Raw genomic sequence first — 21,436 nt, forward strand, 5'->3', positions numbered from 1 at the left:
CCCGTCGCGGCCTGCGCCAGCTGGCACTGCAGGCGGTGGAGCGTGGCTGGAGCGAGGAGCAGGAGCGGCGCATCGCCCGCGCCGCCGGCTGGCTACCGCCCGGCGAGCTGGGCCACGCCTTGTGGGGTAAGCAGCGCGGCCCGGTACGCGCCTTTGCCCCGCGACTGTTCGAGGCGCGCCCCGAGGAAGCCCCCCAGCCACTACTGGTGGATCTCGAACTGGCCGGCGTGCGCGTGCATGGCTGGCTGGATGGCGTGACCTCGTGCGGCCTGTTCGACTGGCGCCTGGCCGCCCCCGGCGCTTGGGACCTGGCCGGCTTCTGGTTGCGCCATCTGCTGCTCAATGTTGCGGCGACGCCCGCCATCGCCCGCGAGAGCCTGCTGGTCTCGCCGGCCGGCGACTGGCAGCTGGGGCCGTTGGGCAATGCGCACGAGCTGCTCGAACCCTGGCTCGCTGCCTATCGCGAGGCGCTGTGCGCGCCGCTGCCGCTGCTGACCCGCAGCAGCTACGACTTCGCCAAGGCGCTGGTAACGCCCAGCGCCAAGAGCCGCAAGGAGCCCATCGACGCCGCCCGCGACAAGGCCCAGGCCGCCTGGCTCGGCGCCGAGTTCAGCCCGCTGCCGGGCGAAGCGCTCGACCCCTGGTATGCCCTGGCCTTCCGCGAACGCGACCCGCTCGACGAGCGCTTCGAACAGCTTGCCGAACAACTGCTCGGCCCGGCGCTCAGGGCGCTGGCGGCGGGCGAGGAGGACGCCGAATGAGTGGCCTCGACCTGCACGACTCGCCCTTCGCCGGCCGCTCGCTGATCGAGGCCAGCGCCGGTACCGGCAAGACCTGGACCCTGACCGCGCTGTACGCGCGCCTGCTGCTGGAGCGCGGGCTGTCGGTCGGGCAGATCCTGGTGGTGACCTACACCACGGCGGCCACCGCCGAGCTGCGCGAGCGCATCCGCACGCGCCTGGCCGAGTTGCTGGCGCTATACGAGGGTGGCAGCAGCGACGACGCTTTCCTGCGCGAGCTGCATCGCCGCCATCCTGGCGAGACCGCACGCCGGCGCCTGCTGCTGGCCGTGCACGGTTTCGACGAGGCGGCCATCTTCACCATCCACGGCTTCTGCCAGCGTGCCCTGCAGGATTCGGCGTTCGAGGCCGGCGGCGACTTCGACAGCGAACTGACCCAGGACGACCGCGAGGTGCTCGACGCCCTGCTCGGCGACGCCTGGCGCCATGTGTTGGCCGAGGCCGACCCGGCCTGGGCGCGGTTCCTAGCCAAGGCCAAGGTCACCCCGGCAACCCTGCGCCAGGCCCTGCGCAGCCATCTGGGCAAACCCTATCTGCGGGTGGAGCCACGCGAGCCGGCCAGCGAGGTGGAGTTGCAGGCGGCCAGCAACGCCTGGCAACGCGCCGCCGAGCTGTGGCGGGCCGAGGGCTATGCCTGGGTCGAGGTACTGCGCGAACACGGCGGGCTCAGCCAGAGCACGCACAAGGTGGCCAAGCTGCCACTGTGGTCGGCCGAGCTGGATGCCTATTTCGCCGACCCGGCAGCGCTGTTCGAGGCGCCAGATGGCCTGGCCAAGCTCGGCACTGCCGCGTTGCTCAAGGCCACCAAGAAGGGCCACGAGGCGCCGGTCAGCACCCTGGCCGACGCCCTGGACGCGCTGGCCGAGGCCGTGCAACAGGCGCTCCCTGCTGGCCGCCAGCGCCTGATCGCGCTGCAGGTGGCGCTGCTCGACCTCCTCAATGTCGAGCTGCCCAAGCGCAAGGCCAGCCAGCGCCTGCTGGCCTTCGACGACCTGCTCAATCGCCTGGACGAAGCCCTGCAGGGCCCGGCTGGCCCTGACCTGGCCGCCAGCCTGCGCGAGCAGTACCCGCTGGCGCTGATCGATGAATTCCAGGACACCGACCCGATCCAGTACGCCATCTTCGACCGCATCTATGCCAAAGCCGTGGGCGAAGACACTGGCCCGCGTGGCGATCTGTGCTTTGTCGGCGACCCCAAGCAGGCCATCTACGCGTTTCGCGGCGCCGACTTGGCCACCTACCTGCAGGCGCGCAGCGATGCCGATCGGCAGTACGACCTGCCGTTCAACTTCCGCTCCACGCCGGAGCTGATTGCTTCCCTCAACTTGCTGTTTGCCCGCCCGCAGCCGTTTGCCGAAGAGGGCCTGAACTATCCGCCGGTCAGCGCCGGCAAGAAAGCCCGCGCGCAGCTGGTGCTGCCGGCGCAGGACGGCAGTGCGCCGCTGGGCCTGGTCTGGCTCGGTGACGAGGGGCTGAACAAGGCCAAGGCCGGTGAGCTGGCCGCGCTGGACACGGCGCGGCGGATTGCCGGACTGCTGGCGGCCAGCGCCAACGGAATGGCTTACTTCGAAGACGATGGCGATAGAAAGCCGCTTAAAGGCGGCGATATCGCCGTGCTGGTCAGCAACCACCGTGAGGCCGCCAGCGTCGCCAGTGAGCTGGCCGCACGTGGCGTGCCCAGCGTGCGCCGGGGCCGCGATAGCGTGTGGCGCAGCGAGGAGGCGGCCGAACTGGCGGCGGTGCTGGCCGCCTATGCCGAGCCGGGTCGCGAAGGCGTGCTGCGCTATGCCCTGGCCACCCGCTTGCTGGGCCGCGATGCCGCGCAGATCGCCCGCTGCCAGGATGACGAGCGCGCCTGGGACGCCGAGCGTGCCGCCGCCGAGCAGTATCACCAGCTGTGGCAACAGCAGGGCTTCATGCGGGTGTTTCGTGCCTGGCTCGATCAGGAGCAGGTCGCCGAGCGCCTGCTGGCCGGCCTCGACGGCGAGCGCCGCCTGACCAATCTGCTGCACCTGGCCGAATTGCTGCAGGCCGAGAGTCTGCAGCGTCCCGGCCTGGAAGCACTGCTGGCCTGGTTCCAGGCCCAGCGCGGCAGCGAGGGTGCCGGTGAAGACGCCCTGCTGCGCCTGGAAAGCGATGCCGAACGGGTGCAGATCGTCACCATCCACACCTCCAAGGGCCTGGAGTACCCGCTGGTGTTCTGCCCCTTTCTGTGGGACGGCCGCCTGCTGGGCAAACACACCGACACCGCGCGCTGCCACGACGAACACGGCCAGCCGCTGCTCGACCTCGGCAGCGAGCGCCTGGACGAACGCCTGCAAGCGGCGAGGCGCGAGACCTTCGCCGAGAAACTGCGCCTGACCTACGTGGCCCTGACCCGTGCGCGTGACCGCCTGTGGCTGCACTGGGGCCCGGCCGCGCTGCCCAAACCGAAGAAGGATGGCAGCCTGCCGGACGAGGGTCTGCACAGCAGCGCGCTGGCCTGGCTGCTGCACGGCCGCCATCTGCCAGGCGACGATGCCCTGGGCGAACTGGCTGGCTATCTCAGCGGCAAGGAAGGCCCGGTCCTGGCGGCCGAGGTGGACGCCCTGGCGGCAGCCAGCGACGGGCTGATCACTCGCCAGCCACTGTTGCAGGAAGAGGCCGGCGGTATCGGCGAAGGCCGTGCCCAGGCGCCGCAGGCGCTGCAGCCGTTCAACCGCAGCCTGCACAGTGCCTGGCGCATCGGCAGCTTCTCCGGTCTGGCCGCCGGCATGCACATGGAGGCGCCGGACCGCGACCACCTGGCCATGCCGGATGCCAGCGAGCCGGGCACCGGCTTCTTCGCCTTCCCTCGTGGCGCCCGCGCCGGTACCTGCCTGCACGCCATTCTCGAAGACTGGGTGCGTGGTAAAGGCAGTCTGGAGCAGCTGGTGCCGAGCGGTTTGCAGGCGCACGGTATCGATGCCGAGACCTGGAGCGAGGTCGCCACCACGCACCTGCAGGCGGTGCTGGACAGCGATCTCGACGGCCAGGGCCTGAGCCTGGCGGCGCTCGACCCGGCGCGACGCCTGCCCGAGCTGGGCTTTACCTTCCCGGTCGAGAACCTGGACGTCGAACGTCTGCGTGCACTGCTCGCCGACCCGGCGCACGCCCTGCCGCTGCCGATGCGCCAGGCTGTCGAGCGCCTGCACTTCGACCAGCTCAAGGGCTTCCTCAAGGGCTTTATCGACCTGACCTTCGAGCATCAGGGGCGCTGGTACATCCTCGACTACAAGTCCAACTGGCTCGGCCCGACCGCCGAGCACTACGGTGCCGAGCGCCTGGAACAGGCCATCGCCGGCGAGCATTACTACCTGCAGTACCTGATCTACCTGGTGGCGCTGCGGCGTTTCCTGCGCAATCGCCTGGCCGGTTTCACCGACGCGCAACTGGGCGGCGCCTACTACCTGTTCCTGCGCGGCATGCCGCAGGCCGGGGTGTACTTCGCCCGGCCCAGCGACAGCCTGCTGGATGCGCTGGACCGACTGTTTGCGGAGGGCCACTGATGGGCTGCATGGTGGGCAACAATCCCGTAGGAGGGGCTTTGGCCGCGATCCAGGCCACGCAAGAGCGTCGCGGGCAAGCCCCCTCCTACAGCGGCGCTGCTGTTTGTGGGAGCGGCTTTAGCCGCGATGGCGGGCTTTCGCGGCTAAAGCGGTGTGCCGCCCAGCCGCTCCCACACAAGATCTCTGCGCCAAGGGAGGCCGCATGCCGCTGACCGACCTGCCCCTCGGCCCCCTGGAGCGCGCCCTGCTCGACAGCCTGCGCCGGCTCGAACCCACTGCTCAGGAGGCCGTGCTGGCCTGCGCCGCGCTGTGCTGCGAGGCGCTGGGCAAGGGCGATGTGTGCCTGCCCCTGGCGCGCGTCGCTGGCCGCCGCCCCTGGCCGGAATTCGACTTTGCCCTGCCTGCCTTGAGCGAACTGAGCGCCCTGCTGCAAGGCTCGGCCCTGGTCGCCGAATCCGCTGGCTTTGCGCCGTTGATCCTCGATGGCGAGCGTCTGTACCTGGCCCGCTACCAGGCCTACGAGCAGCATCTGGCCGAGCGTCTGTTGAGCATGTCTGCCGAGCGCCCAGCGGTAGACGAGGCCATCCTGACCGAGAGCCTGACCCGCCTGTTCGCCTTCAACCAGCAGCAACCGGACTGGCAGCGCCTGGCTGCCGCCCAGGCCGTGCGCCGCCGGCTGGCGGTGATCTCCGGCGGCCCCGGCACCGGCAAGACCACCACCGTGGTGCGCCTGCTCGCCGCGCTTCTCGAACAACCCGGTGGCGACAGACTGGCCATCGGCCTGGCCGCCCCGACCGGTAAGGCGGCGGCGCGCATGGCCGAGGCCATTCGCAATGCCAAGGCCGAGCTGCCGCTGGCCGATCACCTCAAGGCGCTGTTGCCGGAAGAGGCGCGCACCCTGCACCGCCTGCTCGGCAGCCGGGGCGACAGCCCGGCGGTGCGCCACGACGCGGCGCGGCCGCTGGCGCTGGACGTGCTGGTGGTGGACGAGGCATCGATGGTCGACCTGGCGCTGATGGCCAAGCTGGTAGACGCCTTGCCGCCGGGCGCGCGGCTGATCCTGCTCGGCGACAAGGACCAGCTCGCCGCCGTGGAAGCCGGCGCGGTGTTCGCCGAGCTGTGCGAGGGCCGGGGCTTCGACGCCCAGGCCGCCGCCGAGTTGCAGCGCATTACCGGGCAGACGGTGCCGGTCGAGGCACCCCGCTCGGCGCTGGGCGACGCCGTGGTGCTGCTCACCCACAGCCACCGTTTCGCCGGCGACAGCGGCATCGGCGAACTGGCGCGGCGGATCAACACGGGCAATGCCGCCGGCACGCTCAACCTGCTCAAGGAAGATCGCCCCGACCTGCGCTGGCAGTCCCAACCGACCCAGGCGGCCCTGCTGGAACGCCTGGAGCAGGGCTATCGGCCCTACCTGCAGGCGGCGCGCCAGGGTGATCCGGCGACGGCTTTCGCTGCCTTCAATGCCTTCCGTGCGCTCACCGCGCAGCGCGAGGGGCCCTGGGGCGTCAGTGGTCTCAACGAGGCGCTGGAGGCACGCATCAAGCGTCGCTATTCGCTGGCCGAGCGCGAACGCTGGTACCCCGGCCGCGCGGTGATGGTGCGACAGAACGACTATGCGCTGGGCCTGTTCAACGGCGATATCGGCCTGTGCCTGGCCGGCGAGCATGGCTTGCGAGTCTTCTTCGAAGGCGAGGACGGCTTCCGCGCCTTCGCCCCGGCGCGCTTGCCCAGCCACGACAGCGCCTTCGCCATGACCGTGCACAAGAGCCAGGGCTCGGAATTCAGCGAAGTGCTGCTGGCCCTGCCGGAAAGCCCCAGCCCTTTGCTGACCCGCGCGCTGTTCTACACCGGCATCACCCGCGCCAAGCACCAGGTGGAAATATGGGGCCTGCCGGCGCGCCTGAGCGAAGCGGTAAACACCAAGGCCGAGCGCGCGGCGGGGCTGGCCGAGCGATTGGGTGTGACAGCGCCCGTGCCGGTCAACTCGCTGCCGATCGTTGGCTCGCGCGACAACCAGCTCGACCTGTTCTGACGGCAAGGCTGTGACCTGTTGCCGGACACGAGCAGGTCATGAGATGGAAATCGGCCACACGGTTGCATCTGCCCGCCCGCTCGCGAAGAATGCGCCAAGCCCTGCCGGCCGTGGCGCCGGTGCATGATGGATTGCACACCGATCGCAAGGAGTTGTTCATGTTCAGCCGCCTGGCCAATGTCTTCAAAGGCATCCTTTCCTTGTTCATCAAGGACCTCGAGCGCAAGAACCCGGAAGCGCTGCTGGAACTGGAGCAGGAGAACCTGCGCAAGCAGATCGCCAACTTCAACCAGGGCCTGGCTGCCCACGCCGGCCTGGCCGAGCGCCTGATGAGCCAGGTGCGCAAGCAGGAGACCGAGGAACGCGAGCTGCATGCGCGCACCACCGCGCACCTGCGTGCCGGCAACAAGTCGGCCGCCGCGCAGAACGCCCTGCGCCTGCAGACCCTGGCCCGCGAGCTGGAAGAGAACCGTCGCCAGCTGGCCCAGGCCGAAGAGACCTACCAGAACCTGACCAAGGCCCGCGAAGTGGCGGTGGCCGCGGCGCGCGCCAAGATCGATGCGCTCAAGGGCGCGATCAACGACCTGCGCATGAAGACCGCCATGGCCGAGATGAACGAGATGGCGGCCGGCATGGTCAGCGAGATCGGCGGCTCCGGCGACACCCTCAACCGCCTGCACGAGATGGTCGAGGAAGACCGCACCAAGGCCGCCGGCCGTGCGCGCATGGCCCGCGACGCCATGGACATGAGTGAAGTGAACCTCAAGGAAGCCGAGATGGACGCCCTGGCCGACCAGGCCCTGGCCGATTTCGCGGCCAAGGAAGGCATCGCCCTGCCGGGCCAGGAAACCAGCGAGGCGCCTGCCGCCACGCGCAGCATGGGCGGCAATCCACAGTCGGAAAGCCAGTAATCCATGACCAGGGAACAGGATGTACCCGCTTGGCTTGACGAACTGCGCCTGGCCTACGAGAGCGGTGCCCACGGCCAGTTCGTGCTGTATGGCAACGTGGCCGACCGCTTTGCCCTGGACGGTCGCCTGGTCAGCCTGACCCGCTATCTGGACGCCAGGCTGCTGGGCACCTTCGACATCGTCTTTCTCTACGACCCGGGCAACGGCCTGAGCCTGCTGCGCGGCGCCGAACGCTTCGCCGAGTGGCCGGCCGCGGCGCAGGTGCAGCCCTGGCCAACCGAGCCGCGCGCGGCGGTGGAGCTGATCAGCCGCTACCTGCGCTATCGCGCCAATCTGCGCGCCCTGGGGCGGGGTGACAACCAGCATGTGGCGGTGATCCTGCGCGGTGCCGACCTGGTGCTGCCGGCCAGTCTGCAGGGCGATTTCGCCACCGCCAGCCTGGCCAGTCTGGTGCGCGACTGGGCCGCCGAACCGCCGTTCAGCGACATGGCTTTCGCCAGCCTGCTGCTGGCCGACAACCTCAACGACCTGCACCCGCTGGTGGCCAACAACCCGCGCATCGACCGCATCCAGGTGCCGCTGCCGGACGTCGCCAGCCTGCAGCAGTGCCTGGCACAGCTGCAGGTCGAGCATCCCCAGGCGTTCGTGGCCGACGACACGGGCGCTGCGCAGGCCCTGGCCGGGGTCAGCCTCAGCGCCCTGGCCAGCCTGGTCAAGCGCCGTGCCCATGAAGGCAAGGTACTGGGCACGCAGGACTGGACCGAGGCGAAGAAGGAGCTGGTCGAGGCCGACAGCAGTGGCCTGGTCGAATTCATCGAGTCCGCACGCACTCTCGACGACTACCACGCCCAGGATGCGCTGAAGACCTGGCTGCGCCAGGACATGGCGCTGTGGCAGGCCGCCGACCTGCGCGCTCTGCCCAAGGGCTACATCTTTTGCGGCCCGGTGGGCACCGGCAAGACCTACCTGGTCGAGTGCCTGGCCGGCGAGGCCGGCGTGCCGGTGGTCAAGCTGAAGAACTTCCGCGACCGCTGGGTCGGCTCCAGCGAAGGCAACCTGGAGAAGATCTTCCGTCTGATCCGTGGCCTCGGCCGTTGCATCGTGTTTATCGACGAAGCCGACCAGGCCCTCGGCAAACGCGAGGGTGGCGGCAGCGATGGCGGCCTGTCCGGGCGCATCTATTCGATGATCGCCCAGGAGATGGGCGCCGCCGACAACCGCGGCAAGGTGATCTGGATTCTCGCCTCGTCACGCCCGGACCTGATCGAGGTCGACCTCAAGCGCCCCGGCCGCGTCGATGTGAAGATTCCTCTGCTGCCGACCACCACGGCCGAAGAAAGCGCGGCCCTGCTCAAGGCCATGCTCAAGCGCTTCGACCTCAAGCTCGAGCGCGCCGACCTGCTCAAGCTCGACCTGCCGCTACTGCTGACGCCGGGCGCCGCCGAGGCGCTGGCGGTCAAGGTCTATCGCCAGGTGCGCACCGCCAAACAGTCGGCGCTGGCAGCGCTGAAGCAGTGCCTGCTGGGCTATCAGCCGCCGGTGTCGGCACAGGTCCTGCGCTTCCAGATGGCCATCGCCATCCGCGAGGCCACCGACGCGGCCTTCGTGCCCGAATCGCTGCGCGCGCTGGGCCAGGAGGGTGTCGGCCCATGAACAACCTGCGTTATCTGTGGGCGGCCTTCAATGCCCGCACGCTGGGCATGCCGCTGCCGCTGAACTGGTTTGGCCTGGCCGCGTTCGGCCTGCTCGGGGCGTTTGTCAGCCCCGGTTTCTGGGTGCTCGGCGGTGGACTGGAAGTGGCCTACCTGGCGCTGCTGGCGAGCAATGCGCGGTTTCGTCGGGTGGTGGACGCCGACGAGGTGCCGCTTGACCCTGCGGCGGATCGTTACGAAAACCTGCTGAGCCTGCTCGATGCGGCGCAGCAGCAGCGCCAGCAGCGCATCGAGGGGCGCGCCCGCGAGGTGCTGCAGCTGCTTTCGCGCTCGCCGCTGATGAGTGCTCACGCCGACAGCCTGGAGCAACTGGTGTGGCTCAACCTGCGCCTGCTGGTGGCCGGCCAGGCACTCAGCGTGGTGGTCGACACTGCCGCCAAGGACAGCGCCGAGCTGCAGCGCCAGGAAGACCAGATCGACCTGCGCATGACGGCCAGCGACCTCGCGGATGATTTGCGCCGCAGCCTGGAGCAGCAGAAGCAGGTGATCGACGCCCGCCAGGCGGCACATGCCGAGGGTGTGCGGCGCAAGGAACATGTGGACGCCGAACTGCAGCGCATCGAGCAGCAGATCGCCCTGATCCGCGAGCAGACTTTGCTGGCCACCGATGAAGAGCAGGTCGGCGTGGCGCTCAATGCGCTGACCTCGTCGTTCAACGAGGCGAGCAACTGGCTGAACAGCCAGCGTGACCTGCTCGGCGTACTTGAACTGAATGACACACACAGCCTGCCGCGCTACGTGCTGCAGGGCAAAAGCAAAAAAACAGCCACGGCCGAATCGGCCGGACACTGATTGGCGCGCGCTTGCCGCCACTGACAGGGAGACACGTCATGCCTTCAATTCTTTCCCGGCTCCGCCAGCGTGGCAGTGCCGCCGGCAAACTGCTGACCATAGTGCTGGTGCTCGGCCTGCTCGGTCTCGGTGGCTGGCTGGTGAGCAAGGACATGCTCAAGAACAATCCGGACAGCCCATTGGCCTCGCTGAGCAACAAGGTCAGCAGCGCCAACCTGCCGACGCCCAGCGAACCGGTGGTCGGCACGCCCAAACTGCAGTCCGCCGCGCCCTACGAGATGAAGAACAACATCATCGACGTCGACATCAGCGAGTACGCCGGTTACGGCGGCCTGATCCTCGCCAACGGTGGCCTGGAGCCGAACCCGGAGTCCTTCTTCGCCAAGCAGTACGGTTTCCAGCTGCGCCTGAGCAAGGGTGAGAGCGAAGAGTGGTCGGCACTGAACAACGGCCAGTTGGCGGCGGTGGCCACCACGGCCGACGTGTTGGCGGTGCTCGGTCGCCAGTTCGATGTGACGGTACCGGCACAGATCGCCTTCTCCCGTGGCGCCGACCAGGTGGTGGTCGACAGCGGTATCGCCAGCGTCAACCAGCTCAAGGGCAAGGTGCTGGCCGGCACCCAGTTCAACGAGAGCGAATTCTTCATCCGCTACCTGGCGTCCGAGGCCGGGGTGCCGGTCAAGGTGCTGCGTGACCTGGACAGCCGTCCGGCGCCGAACGAGCTGGGTCTGGTGTTCTATGACGATGCCTTCGTCGCCTGCGATGCCTATGCCGCCGAGCTGCAGGGCAACCGCCGCCTGAACGGCTGCGTCGGCTGGTCGCCGCGTACCGACCAGGTGGTGGAAGAGGCCGCCGGCAAGGCCAAGATGCTGGTCTCCAACCGCAACCTGCTGGTGGTGGCGGACATCCTGGTGGTCAACAAGGGCTTCGCCACGGCCCACCCCGAGGTGGTCAAGGGCCTGGTGCACGGCCTGCTCGAAGGCAACCGCCAGCTGCGCGACAACCCGCAGGCCAATGCCGGCGTGGTGGCCAAGGCCTTCGGCTGGACCGAGGCGGAAACCCTCGACGAGCTGAGCAAGGTGCACCTGAGCAACCTGCCGGAAAACCTGGCCTTCTTCGATGGCAGCATCGACTCGGCCGGCTCCTTCCAGGGCATCTTCCAGTCTTCGGTGCTGGCTTACGGCGCGCTGATCAAGAACCCGGCCGACCCGGCCCGCTTCGCCGATCTGCAGTACCTCAAGGCGCTGGAGCAGAGTGGCCAGTTCAAGGGCCAGAGCATCGCTATCGCGCCGATCCGCACCACCGGCAAGGTCGCCCTGGAAGGCGACGCGCTGCTGAGCAAGGACATCCGCTTCTTCTTCGAGGCCAACTCGGCCGAGCTGGACAAGCAGGCCAAGGAGAACCAGGAGTACCTGGACACCATCAAGAAATTCCTCCAGGTCAGCCCCGGCTCCGTGGTGCTGCTGCGTGGCCACGTCGACAACGGCATGGTCGCCGACTTCGAGCGCCAGGGCGGCGCCGGTCTGGTACGCAGCATGGCGCTGAAGGCCATGGAGCTGTCGCGCCAGCGCGCCCTGGCAGTCAAGGAGGCCCTGCTGGCCCGCCATCCCGGGATTAAGGAAGACCGCATCGAACTGGTCGGCCGCGGCTGGGAAGAGCCGGTGAGCCAGGACGGCGAGCAGAACCGCCGTGTCGAGGTGCAGTGGTTCACCCTGGAATGACGATTCGAGGCTGACTCCCCTCGGAGTGAATACCTGGACAGAAGACACCGGCCCGTAGCCGGTGTCTTTCTTTGTCATGCCCATCGATCTATTGGCGCGCATCTCGCGCTACGGCCCAGGCGAACCTTGGTCGGCAGGATTCAGCTTGCCGAAATAAATAGGGGGGGATTGCATGACGCGCAGCATCGGCCTAGGATTCGCGCCTTCTTCCCTCAACCGACAGCAAAGGAGGCACATCATGCAACAGCTGATTACCCTTTGCAGGTCGCGTCTGGTCTGATTCTCTCCGCCGCTTTTGCTGCGGCGCGCTTCACCCGGCCCGGTCCTGCCACTTCCCAACCTTTTCGTTTCAACCCATAGGGATTGGACCATGGGCAATTGCATCCGCAATCTGTCCGACGGCATCGTACTGATTGCCGCGGACGACACCTGGATCGAAGGCAAAGCGATCCAACAACTTGAAACCACCGCTCGCCTGCCGGGCATGCAGCGGGTGGCCGGTATGCCGGACCTGCATCCGGGGCGCGGTTACCCGGTCGGCGCAGCATTCTTTTCCATTGATCGCCTGTATCCGGCGCTGGTCGGCAACGATATCGGCTGCGGAATGGCGTTGTGGCGCACCGATATTCCGACGGCCAAGCTGCACCTGGACAAGCTGGAGAAGCGCCTGGGTAACCTCGATGCGCCGCTCGGCGAGTACTGGGCCGACACGGTCTCCGCCTTCGGCCTGCCGCCCTGCGGCCACGAGCGCTCGCTGGGCACCATTGGCGGCGGCAACCACTTCGCCGAGCTGCAGCAGCTCGATCTCAGCTATGACGACGAGGCACTGGAACGGCTCGGCATCACCCGCAACCGCCTGCTCCTGCTGGTGCACAGTGGCTCGCGCGGGCTGGGCGAGGCGATCCTGCGCGAGCAGGTTGAGCTGTTCGGCCATGCCGGGCTGGAGGCCGCTAGTGCGGCCTGCACGCATTACCTCGCACGCCACGACGGCGCCTTGCGCTTCGCCGAGGCTAATCGGCAACTGATCGCCCGGCGCATGCTGGAGCGCCTGCGCGCCGACGGCGAGGCGCTGCTGGACGTGAACCACAACCTGGTGTCGCCAGCCCGTATCGCCGGCAGGGACGGCTGGCTGCACCGCAAGGGTGCCACGCCGGCCGACCAGGGGGTGATGGTGATTCCCGGTTCGCGTGGCGACTTCAGCTACCTGGTCGAGCCACTGGCTGACGAACGTAGCTTGCTGTCCCTGGCTCACGGCGCCGGGCGCAAATGGATGCGCAGCGAGTGCAAGGAGCGCCTGGCGCCGCGCTACAGCGTCGAGCAACTGGCCCGCACTGCGCTGGGCAGCCGGGTGATCTGCGCCGACCGGGCGCTGATCTACGAGGAGGCGCCGGAGGCCTACAAGGCCATCGACTCGGTGGTAGGCGCCCTGCGCGAAGCCGGACTGGTACGGGTGCTGGCGCGGTTAAAGCCGGTGCTGACCTACAAGACGCGGGGAGGGTGCTGCTGATGATCCTTCTGCAACTATCGGCAGGGCAGGGGCCCGAGGAATGCGCGCTGGCGGTGGCCAAGGCGTTACGGCGACTGATCACGGAAGCCGAGTTGGTGCGGGTTGGCGTGTGTGTGCTGGAGGAAGAGGCCGGCCCGCAGCGTGGCACGCTACGTTCTGTGCTCTTGGCACTGCAAGGAGAGAGGGCCGAGGAGCTGGCCGCAACCTGGAATGGTCCGCTGCAATGGATCTGCAGCAGCCCCTACCGACCCACCCATGGGCGCAAAAACTGGTTCTTTGGTGGTGCGTTGTTTGCGCCGCCGGCGGCGAGCCTGGAAAGCGAAATTCGCTTCGAAACCCTGCGCTCTTCCGGGCCCGGTGGCCAGCACGTCAATACCACCGACTCGGCGGTACGTGCCACGCATCTGGCCAGTGGTATCAGTGTCAAGGTGCAGAGCGAGCGTAGTCAGCATGCCAACAGACGCCTGGCGCTAATGTTGATTGCCAGGCGCTTGGCCGAGCGCGCGGAACAGGCCGACGACCGGCTGCGAGCCGAGCGGCGGCTCCGCCATCACCAGTTGGAGCGAGGTAATCCACGGCGGATTTTTCGCGGCGAACGCTTTATCGAGTGAATGGAAAACGGGGCCAGTCGGCCCCGTTTTTCTGTGTACTCAGCCGGCCTTACTCGCCCGGCATCTCTTTGCGCAGCTTCACCGGTTCGCTCTGCTTGCGCCCACGGGCGCCGCGCATGCGGATGTTCAGCGCTTCCACGGCCAGGGAGAAGGCCATGGCGAAGTAGACGTAGCCCTTCGGTACATGCACTTCGAAGGCTTCGGCGATCAGCACGGTGCCGACCACCACCAGGAAAGACAGGGCCAGCATCTTCAGCGACGGGTGCTTGTCGATGAAGGCGCTGATGCTGCCGGCGGCCAGCATCATCACCAGCACGGCGACGATGATCGCGGCGACCATGACCGGTACGTGGTCGACCATGCCGACGGCGGTGATGACCGAGTCCAGGCTGAAGACGATGTCGATGATGGCGATCTGGATGATGGTGCCGATGAAGTTGCGGGCGGCGCCGCTGGCCGGCGTCTGCTCGCTGTCATCCTCGCCTTCCAGGCTGTGGTACATCTCGCTGCTGCTTTTCCACAGCAGGAACAGGCCGCCGAAGAACAGGATCAGGTCGCGCCCCGAGATGCCCTGGCCGAACAGCTCGAACAGGTCGTTGGTCAGGCGCATGATCCAGGCGATCGACAGCAGCAGGGCGATGCGGGTGACCATCGCCAGAGCCAGGCCGAACAGGCGGGTACGTGCCTGCAGGTGTGGCGGCATGCGCCCGACCAGGATGGCGATCATGATGATGTTGTCGATGCCGAGGACGATTTCCAGGGCAGTCAGGGTCAGAAAGGCAACCCAGATTTCGGGGTTGGTCAGCCATTCCATGTGGGCGTCCTCGGGTTGGGGCGCGCGATTCTAGCGCCGCCCCGGATGGAAAGCTGTACCGGGCCGACGCGATATTGTGTGGCCAAATAATGCAGGCGGGTGTCAGCCCACCAGCAGGCTCATCACCAGCGGCAGGGTAGCCGCCGCCAGCAGGGTCTGCAGGGTGATGATGCCGGCCATCAGGTGGCTGTCGCCGCCCAGCTGGCGGGTCAGCACATAGGCGGTGGGCGCGGTGGGCAGGGCGAAGAACAGCACCAGCACGCTGCTTTCCAGCGCCGGCAGGTGAAGCAGCCGGGCCACGGCGAAGGCCAGTGCCGGCATGGCCAGCAGGCGCAGGGCACAGTTCCAGGCCAGGGCGGCCTTCTCGCCGCTCAGCTCCTGCGGGCGCAGGGCCGCGCCGACGCAGAGCAGGCCGAGCGGTAGGCTGGCTGCGGCCAGCAGGCCGAGAAGACGGTCGCTGCCACCCGGCAGGCCGATGCCGCTGAGGTTGACCAGCACGCCAGCCAGGCAGGCGAGAATCAGCGGGTTCTTCAGTACCGGCACCAGCAGGCCGCGGGCGCTGACGCCGCGATCTGCCGACAGCGACCAGACCGACAGCACATTGACCGTCGGCACCATCAGCGCCAGCAGCAGCGCGGACAGCACCAGGCCCGGCTTGCCATGCAGGCTGCCGACGGCGGCCAGGCCGAGGTAGGTGTTGAAGCGCAGGATGCCCTGGCTGAAGGCACCGAAACGCCCGGCCGGCCAGCCGCGCAGGCGGCGCACCAGCAATAGGCCGAGCCAGGCCGCACCGAGGCCGCAGAGTACGGCCAGGGCCAGGCGCGGCAGTGCCGGGTTGTCCAGCGGTGCGGTGGCCAGGCTGCTGAACAGCAGGGCGGGAAACAGGATGAAGTAGTTGAGGCGCTCGGCTGCGGGCCAGAAGGCTTCGCCGGGAAAATTCCAGCGGCGCAGGCAGTAGCCGCCGACGATCAGGGCGAACAGGGGCCAGAGGGCTTGCAGAAGAGTGGTCACGGCGGCTTCCAGGCGCAAAGCCGCCATCTTGGGCAAAAGCGTGCCGGCACGCTAGGGTGAGAAGGCCAATCAGGAGGCCGACCATGGTCGAATCGAATACCGGTGGCTGCCATTGCGGCCGCCTGCGCTACCGCATCGATGCGCCGCTGCGCGATATCGCCCATTGCCATTGCTCGATCTGCCGGCGCACCAGCGGGGGGATCGTCACCACCTGGCTGACGGTGCCGCTGGCCGGCTTTCACTGGACGCGGGGCACGGCGGCCGCCTATGCCTCCTCGCCCAGCTGCATCCGCTACTTCTGCAGCCAGTGTGGCTGCCATCTGGTGCTGTTCACCAGCCTCAGCCCGGACAGCCTGGACATCACCGTAGCCAGCCTCGATCACCCCGAGCGGGCGCCGGCCGACCGGCATATCTGGGTCAGCAGCCGCCTGCCCTGGCTGCACCTCGACCCGCAGTTGCCGGAAGAGGACGAGGAAGCGCTGTGATCACCAGAACGCCACCACCAGCGCCAGCGTGGCCAGGGTCAGCAGCAATGCGCCCAGGCGCACGAACCGCGACAGCCGCGCCCCCTGGCCCTGCGCCGCACTGGCCAGCTGCGCGGCAGAGGGCCGGTCGGCGTCCGGCAGGTACTGGCAGGCGAGGATCGCGACCAGGCTGAAGGCGAACAGCAGGCCGGCGACTATGGTGAAGTGCAGCTGATGCCAGCCGAGCTGGGCGGCGGTGAACACCGCAGCGGAGAACAGGTGCCCGGCGATCACGCCGCGCCAGGCGGCACGGGCACCAATACGGCGACTGCACAGGGCGAGGGCGAAGACGGCCACCAGCGGCGGGGTGACGTAGGCGAAGGCCTGTTGCAGGTAGGCGAATAATCCGGGGAAGTGGTCGATGGCCGGCGCCCAGGCCGCTGCCAGGCACATCAGGATCAGTGTGCTGTAGCGGCCCCAGCGCGCCAGTTGTTGCGGGTCCATGCCGGGGCGGTGGGGCTGGACGAAGTCGACCATCAGCAGGGTCGAGGCCGAGTTGAGGGTCGAGTCGACGCTGGACATGATCGCCGCCAGCAGCGCGGCGAGCATCAGCCCGGCCAGGCCCGGCGGGGCGAACTCGGCGATCATTCGCGGGAACACGGTGTCGGCGCGCTCCAGGTCGCTGAACAGTGCCGCCGCCATGGCGCCGGGCAGGACCATGAGAAACAGCGGCAAGAGTTTCAGCGCCGCCGCCAGCAGCGCGCCACGGGCGGCCGCTTCGGCGCTGCGTGCACCGAGCAGGCGCTGGGCCACGTACTGGTTCATGGTCCAGTAGTAGAAACCGAGGATGGGCAGGCCGATCAGGGTGCCCAGCCACGGCAGCGCGGGGTCGTCCAGCGGGCGGATCAGCGACAGGTGATCCGGCTCCAGGCGGGCCGTGACCTGGCTCCAGCTGAAGTCGAACTGGGCGAATACCAGCACGCTCAGCACCAGCGAGCCGATTAGCAACACCAGGGCCTGCAGCACGTCGGTGTAGGCCACCGCGCGCAGACCGCCGGCGGTGGTGTAGAGCCCGGCGAACAGGGCCAGGGCGGCGCAGGTCGGCACCAGCTCCAGGCCCGGAATGAAGAGCATCAGGACCAGCGCCCCGGCGTACAGGCTGCCCGCGGTATCCAGCACCACGCTGAGGAACAGCGAGGTCGCCGACAGATACTTGCGCAGGCGGGCGTCGAAGCGCCGTTCGAGCATTTCCGGCACCGTGGTCAGGCGTTGGCCGATGAACAAAGGGGCGACGAACAGGGCGCTGAACAGCAGTACCAGTGCGGCCATCCACTCGTAGTTGGCCACCGAGATGCCGTGTTCCCAGGCGGCGCCGGGCAGGCCGATCAGGGTAGTGGAGGAGATGTTCGAGGCGAACAGGGAGAGGCCGATGACGGGCGGGCCGAGGCTGCGGCCGGCGAGAAACAGTTCGTCCAGGTCCGGCGCGCGTCGGGTGACGCGCACGCAGAGTACGACGACGATCAACAGGTAGAACGCGACGATGACGTAATCGAGATCGGCGAGAACAGGCACCCTTTCTCCTCGGTCCGGTTAGCGGAACCAGAGGGTATAGCATCCATGGCCGCCGGTTTGAACCCCGGGCATGGCATGCGTCGCTCAGGGCAGGAGCAGGCCGCCGCTGCGTTCGTGGACCTGACGCAGGTGCGCGCCGATGGCCTTGAGGTTGCGTTCGCCGGCCTCTACCTCGGCCAGAAGCTCGGGCGCCAGCAGGTTGCGCACCTCCTTGTCCAGGGCATCGCTGAGCTGGCGCAGGCGTACCTGACGCGTGCTGCTCTCGGTCTCCAGTGTCTGCCACTCGCCGGGTTGCGGCAGGCCGTAACCGGCATCCAGCAGCTCCGCCGGGCGACTGAGGAAACCGCTGTTGTCGAGGATCTGGCGCAGGGTGTTGTCGGCGTTGCTGAAACGCTGGTCCTGGGGATCGCCGCGGGCGCTGAGGTAGCGCTGCTTGAGCTGTTCCTGGGCCAATAGCAGCTGGCGACGCAGGGCCGCCTGTTCGAGCAGCAGCAGGGCCGCGCTGGCGCGCAGGTCGGCTTGCGCGATCCAGGGTTGGCGCTGCGCGGCCGGCAGCGCCAGCCAGTCCTCGACCTGTTCCTGGGCAATCGGCAGGCGCTCGCGCAGTACGCTGAACATGGCCTGGTAGCGCTCGCGGAAGGAGTCGAAGCGATAGCCTAGGCGCAGTGCCTCGCGCGGGTCGTCGAGCACGCTGCGGTCGGCCAGGCCGCGTCCGACCAGCAGGTCGAGCAGGCCGTTGGGCATGATGCTGTCCAGCGCCTGCAGCTCTGGGCGGGCGCTGCCGCTGCGCAGCAGCTTGAGGGTTTCCACCGCGCAGTTGTTGGAGAGGAACCAGTAGTCGCCGTCGTAGCTCCAGTGCTGCTCGGCGGCACGCGCGACCAGTCGTTCCAGCTGATCGCGGTCGAGCCGCAGCGGTACCGAAGCCAGGCTGCGTAGCTCGACCTTGGTGTATTCCTCGATCACCTGCTCCAGCGGCAGGATGAACAGGCGCGAGGGGTAGGCGCCCATCAGGCCGTCCCAGCTGGACAGCTGCACATCACCGACGAAGGCGCGGTACGACAGCACCAGGTGCTGGTCGAGGTCCAGGCGGCAGGCCGGGCCGCGGGGCCGGCCCGGAGCGCAGATCACCAGGCGCAGCATGCTGTGGCCCCAGCGGCTGGCCCACTGGTTGTTGGCTTCGGCCAGCAGGTAGTCGACCTCGTAGACCCGCTCCGGGTCGAGCTGGCCCAGCGGCTGGCGGGCGAAGTCGCGCCCGGCGTTGAGGTAGGGATAGCTGCCGGCGCAGTCGGACTGATTCGCCGGTTGCCAGGCGAAGTGTTCGCGCAGGTAGCGCTGCAGGCTGGGGCGACGACAGGCATAGCTGGGGTCGAGGAGGAAGTACTCCATGTTCACCGCGATGAACTCACGCGGGTTGCTCAGCTCATAGCCATCCGGGCTGCGCGCCACCTGACCGTTACCCGCCTCACGCTGGCCGCGCTTGCCGACGGCCTGCTGCCAGCCGGCCAGGTCGAGCAGGCGTGGGTCGTCGCTGAGGCTGAAGCGCCGCGCGGTCTGCCCACGGCATTCTTCGCGCAGGCCGACCGGGCCGCTGCGCGCCAGGTCGATCTTGCAGCGTTGCTGCAGGCGCCGCTCGGCCTGCGGCCACAGGCGCGCGCGGTCGTACAGGTGGGTCAGTTCATGCAGCACGGTGGCCAGCACCTCTCGGCGCAGGCTGCCGTGGCTGCGGCCGTTGTCGGCCTCGGCCTGCGCCGGGTCGAGCAGTTGCGGCAGCAGACGGGCGTTGAGGCTGAGGGCATCGAGGCGGGTGATGCGCCCATAGGCATCGGAGGGCAGATCGTCCGACCAGTGCACCCTGACCTTGCGATCCAGGCGCTGGATAAAGCTTGGCGGCAGATGCGCCTGGGCTTGGTCGAGCAACGCTTGGCTGGCCTGGCGCTCGGCTGGGTTCAGGCCAGCGTCATCCAGGCTCAGGCGTAGCCCGGCCTGGGCGCCACCACCCAGCAGGAGGAGCGCCGCCAGCCACGCGGCGCGGGCTCTCACAGCGCGAGAATGGCTTCGGCCAGTTGCAGGTCGGACGCCTGGCGCGCTTCCGGCAGGCGCTCGCGCAGGGCGCCGAGGGCGGCTTCCAGTTGTGCGCCGCGTACTTCGCCGGCACTGGCGACGAAACTGGCGGCGTCATCACGGGCGGCGCGCACGACTTTCATGTCCCGCACCGACGTGGTGGTGTCGGAGGTGAAATCGAGGCTGCGATCCAGTGCACGGACGATGATGTTGCTGGTGGCGACCAGGGTCTGGGCCTGGACGCTGGCGGCGCAGAGGAGGGTGGTGGCGAGGAGGGCGGACAACAGGTTGCGCATGACGGCTCCGGGCGGTCGGGTTGATCGGCGTATTGGACGAGAATGACGGGGTGCAGTTCAAGCACACGGATGCATTCGCTGTGTGCAATGTGGCTTGTGAGCACAAAAAAACCCGGCATGTGCCGGGTTTTTTGTGGGACGGAGCAGACGTCTTACTCGACCGCCTTCACCATGTCCTCGATGACCTTCTTGGCGTCGCCGAACACCATCATGGTCTTGTCCATGTAGAACAGTTCGTTGTCCAGACCGGCATAGCCGCTGGCCATGGAGCGCTTGTTGACGATGATGGTCTTGGCTTTGTAGGCCTCGAGGATCGGCATGCCGGCGATCGGCGACTTCGGATCGTTCTTCGCCGCCGGGTTGACCACGTCGTTGGCGCCGAGCACCAGCACCACGTCGGTCTGACCGAACTCGGAGTTGATGTCCTCCATCTCGAACACCTGCTCGTAAGGCACTTCGGCCTCGGCCAGCAGGACGTTCATGTGGCCCGGCATGCGGCCGGCGACCGGGTGGATCGCGTACTTCACGGTCACGCCGCGGTGGGTCAGCTTCTCGGCCAGTTCCATCAGCGCGTGCTGGGCACGGGCCACGGCCAGGCCGTAACCCGGGACGATGACCACGGTGTCGGCGTTGGTCAGCAGGAAGGCGGCGTCGTCGGAGGAGCCCGACTTCACGTTGCGTTCCTGCTGGGCGCCAGCCGGGCCGCCGGCGTCGGCATCGGCACCGAAGCCGCCGAGGATGACGTTGAAGAACGAGCGGTTCATCGCCTTGCACATGATGTACGAGAGGATGGCACCGGACGAACCGACCAGCGAACCAGCCACGATCAGCATCGAGTTGTTCAGCGAGAAGCCGATACCGGCGGCAGCCCAGCCCGAGTAGCTGTTCAGCATCGACACCACGACCGGCATGTCGGCACCGCCGATCGGGATGATGATCAGCACGCCGATGACGAAGGCCAGGGCCACGACTACGGCGAAGGCGGTGATGTTGCCGGTGAAGGTGAAGTACAGGCCCAGGGCCAGGATCGCCAGGCCGATGACCAGGTTGACCATGTGCTGGCCCTTGAACACCACCGGGGCGCCCTGGAACAGGCGGAACTTGTACTTGCCGGACAGCTTGCCGAAGGCGATCACCGAACCGGAGAAGGTGATGGCACCGATGGCCGCACCGAGGAACAGCTCCAGGCGGTTACCGGCCGGGATGGCGTCGCCCAGGGCATGCACGATACCCAGGGACTGCGGCTCTACCACGGCGGCAATGGCGATGAACACGGCAGCCAGGCCGATCATGCTGTGCATGAAGGCGACCAGTTCCGGCATCTTGGTCATTTCCACGCGCTTGGCCATGATCGAGCCGGCGGTGCCGCCGACCAACAGGCCGACCAGCACGTAGCCCAGGCCCTTGGCGGCGCCGCCCTCGGCCATTTCCGCGCCGAGCTTGAACACCAGGAAGATGGTGGTGACCACGGCGATGGCCATGCCGACCATGCCAAAGGCGTTGCCCTGGCGCGAGGAGGTCGGGTGGGACAGGCCTTTCAGCGCCTGGATGAAACACACCGAGGCGACGAGGTACAGCAGGGTGATCAGGTTCATGCTCATC

The 21,436-nt window shown here is 67.9% G+C and carries 15 protein-coding genes and 1 pseudogene; 10 read left to right on the forward strand and 6 right to left on the reverse strand.

Features of this window, described 5'->3' with window-relative positions:
- The 9 genes and pseudogenes from AYB31_RS12210 to prfH form a co-directional block, all read left to right on the forward strand.
- Nucleotides 1–761: pseudogene (locus tag AYB31_RS12210) on the forward strand (exodeoxyribonuclease V subunit gamma); the annotation flags it as partial.
- Nucleotides 758–4,327 carry an exodeoxyribonuclease V subunit beta gene (gene recB / locus AYB31_RS12215; RefSeq protein WP_068828965.1) on the forward strand — a complete coding sequence of 1,190 codons (3,570 nt, stop codon included), beginning with the start codon at nucleotides 758–760 and terminating at the stop codon, nucleotides 4,325–4,327. The pseudogene AYB31_RS12210 and the gene recB, both read left to right, overlap by 4 nt.
- A 202-nt stretch (nucleotides 4,328–4,529) precedes the next feature.
- Nucleotides 4,530–6,362 (forward strand): exodeoxyribonuclease V subunit alpha, encoded by a 1,833-nt coding sequence (gene recD, locus AYB31_RS12220; RefSeq protein ID WP_068828966.1) that lies wholly within the window; start codon nucleotides 4,530–4,532, stop codon nucleotides 6,360–6,362.
- A gap of 158 nt (nucleotides 6,363–6,520) precedes the next feature.
- On the forward strand, nucleotides 6,521–7,273 hold the full coding sequence (locus AYB31_RS12225; protein WP_161489381.1) for a PspA/IM30 family protein: 753 nt from the start codon (nucleotides 6,521–6,523) through the stop codon (nucleotides 7,271–7,273).
- Between the two features lie 3 nt (nucleotides 7,274–7,276).
- Entirely contained in the window at nucleotides 7,277–8,926 is a 1,650-nt protein-coding gene (locus AYB31_RS12230; protein WP_068828968.1) for an AAA family ATPase, read from the forward strand.
- Nucleotides 8,923–9,777 (forward strand): hypothetical protein, encoded by an 855-nt coding sequence (locus AYB31_RS12235; protein ID WP_068828969.1) that lies wholly within the window; start codon nucleotides 8,923–8,925, stop codon nucleotides 9,775–9,777. Before AYB31_RS12230 ends, AYB31_RS12235 begins: the two co-directional genes overlap by 4 nt.
- Before the next feature lie 38 nt (nucleotides 9,778–9,815).
- Complete coding sequence (locus tag AYB31_RS12240) at nucleotides 9,816–11,498, forward strand: phosphate ABC transporter substrate-binding/OmpA family protein (protein WP_068828970.1); 1,683 nt, start codon at nucleotides 9,816–9,818, stop codon at nucleotides 11,496–11,498.
- Nucleotides 11,499–11,868: 370 nt separating this feature from the next.
- The gene (locus tag AYB31_RS12245; protein ID WP_068828971.1) at nucleotides 11,869–13,005 is read left to right on the forward strand and encodes an RNA ligase RtcB family protein; all 1,137 of its coding nucleotides are present in this window, start codon (nucleotides 11,869–11,871) and stop codon (nucleotides 13,003–13,005) included.
- Nucleotides 13,005–13,616, forward strand: a complete 612-nt coding sequence (prfH, locus tag AYB31_RS12250; RefSeq protein ID WP_068829009.1) for a peptide chain release factor H — start codon at nucleotides 13,005–13,007, stop codon at nucleotides 13,614–13,616. The genes AYB31_RS12245 and prfH overlap by 1 nt, the downstream gene beginning before the upstream one ends.
- 49 nt (nucleotides 13,617–13,665) lie before the next feature.
- Here prfH and AYB31_RS12255 read toward each other — a convergent pair whose 3' ends face one another.
- Nucleotides 13,666–14,430 carry a TerC family protein gene (locus AYB31_RS12255; protein ID WP_068828972.1) on the reverse strand — a complete coding sequence of 255 codons (765 nt, stop codon included), beginning with the start codon at nucleotides 14,428–14,430 and terminating at the stop codon, nucleotides 13,666–13,668.
- Nucleotides 14,431–14,532: 102 nt separating this feature from the next.
- Nucleotides 14,533–15,468 carry an AEC family transporter gene (locus tag AYB31_RS12260; protein WP_068829010.1) on the reverse strand — a complete coding sequence of 312 codons (936 nt, stop codon included), beginning with the start codon at nucleotides 15,466–15,468 and terminating at the stop codon, nucleotides 14,533–14,535.
- A gap of 56 nt (nucleotides 15,469–15,524) precedes the next feature.
- Here AYB31_RS12260 and AYB31_RS12265 point away from each other — a divergent pair, with 56 nt between their 5' ends.
- Complete coding sequence (locus tag AYB31_RS12265) at nucleotides 15,525–15,926, forward strand: GFA family protein (RefSeq protein ID WP_068828973.1); 402 nt, start codon at nucleotides 15,525–15,527, stop codon at nucleotides 15,924–15,926.
- Here the strand turns inward: AYB31_RS12265 and AYB31_RS12270 are convergent, their stop codons facing one another.
- From AYB31_RS12270 to AYB31_RS12285, 4 genes are all read right to left on the reverse strand, one after another.
- A complete protein-coding gene (locus AYB31_RS12270) occupies nucleotides 15,927–17,477 on the reverse strand; it encodes a sodium:solute symporter family transporter (protein ID WP_068828974.1) in 1,551 nt (516 codons plus the stop codon).
- 84 nt (nucleotides 17,478–17,561) lie between these two features.
- On the reverse strand, nucleotides 17,562–19,517 hold the full coding sequence (locus tag AYB31_RS12275; protein ID WP_068828975.1) for an Lnb N-terminal periplasmic domain-containing protein: 1,956 nt from the start codon (nucleotides 19,515–19,517) through the stop codon (nucleotides 17,562–17,564).
- A complete protein-coding gene (locus AYB31_RS12280; protein WP_068828976.1) occupies nucleotides 19,514–19,834 on the reverse strand; it encodes a DUF2388 domain-containing protein in 321 nt (106 codons plus the stop codon). Before AYB31_RS12280 ends, AYB31_RS12275 begins: the two co-directional genes overlap by 4 nt.
- A 152-nt stretch (nucleotides 19,835–19,986) precedes the next feature.
- A complete protein-coding gene (locus tag AYB31_RS12285; RefSeq protein WP_068828977.1) occupies nucleotides 19,987–21,435 on the reverse strand; it encodes an NAD(P)(+) transhydrogenase (Re/Si-specific) subunit beta in 1,449 nt (482 codons plus the stop codon).
- Nucleotide 21,436 lies beyond the last annotated feature (1 nt).

The organism is Pseudomonas sp. BMS12, assembly GCF_001592875.1.
Classification (GTDB): Bacteria; Pseudomonadota; Gammaproteobacteria; order Pseudomonadales; family Pseudomonadaceae; genus Aquipseudomonas.

Coding starts and splice junctions, on each gene's coding strand:
- AYB31_RS12285 (WP_068828977.1), bottom strand. CDS start 21,435: ATGAGCATGAACCTGATCACCCTGCTGTACCTCGTCGCCTCGGTGTGT.
- AYB31_RS12225 (WP_161489381.1), top strand. CDS start 6,521: ATGTTCAGCCGCCTGGCCAATGTCTTCAAAGGCATCCTTTCCTTGTTC.
- prfH (WP_068829009.1), top strand. CDS start 13,005: ATGATCCTTCTGCAACTATCGGCAGGGCAGGGGCCCGAGGAATGCGCG.
- AYB31_RS12265 (WP_068828973.1), top strand. CDS start 15,525: ATGGTCGAATCGAATACCGGTGGCTGCCATTGCGGCCGCCTGCGCTAC.
- AYB31_RS12240 (WP_068828970.1), top strand. CDS start 9,816: ATGCCTTCAATTCTTTCCCGGCTCCGCCAGCGTGGCAGTGCCGCCGGC.
- AYB31_RS12255 (WP_068828972.1), bottom strand. CDS start 14,430: ATGGAATGGCTGACCAACCCCGAAATCTGGGTTGCCTTTCTGACCCTG.
- AYB31_RS12235 (WP_068828969.1), top strand. CDS start 8,923: ATGAACAACCTGCGTTATCTGTGGGCGGCCTTCAATGCCCGCACGCTG.
- AYB31_RS12230 (WP_068828968.1), top strand. CDS start 7,277: ATGACCAGGGAACAGGATGTACCCGCTTGGCTTGACGAACTGCGCCTG.
- AYB31_RS12245 (WP_068828971.1), top strand. CDS start 11,869: ATGGGCAATTGCATCCGCAATCTGTCCGACGGCATCGTACTGATTGCC.
- AYB31_RS12260 (WP_068829010.1), bottom strand. CDS start 15,468: ATGGCGGCTTTGCGCCTGGAAGCCGCCGTGACCACTCTTCTGCAAGCC.
- recD (WP_068828966.1), top strand. CDS start 4,530: ATGCCGCTGACCGACCTGCCCCTCGGCCCCCTGGAGCGCGCCCTGCTC.
- recB (WP_068828965.1), top strand. CDS start 758: ATGAGTGGCCTCGACCTGCACGACTCGCCCTTCGCCGGCCGCTCGCTG.
- AYB31_RS12280 (WP_068828976.1), bottom strand. CDS start 19,834: ATGCGCAACCTGTTGTCCGCCCTCCTCGCCACCACCCTCCTCTGCGCC.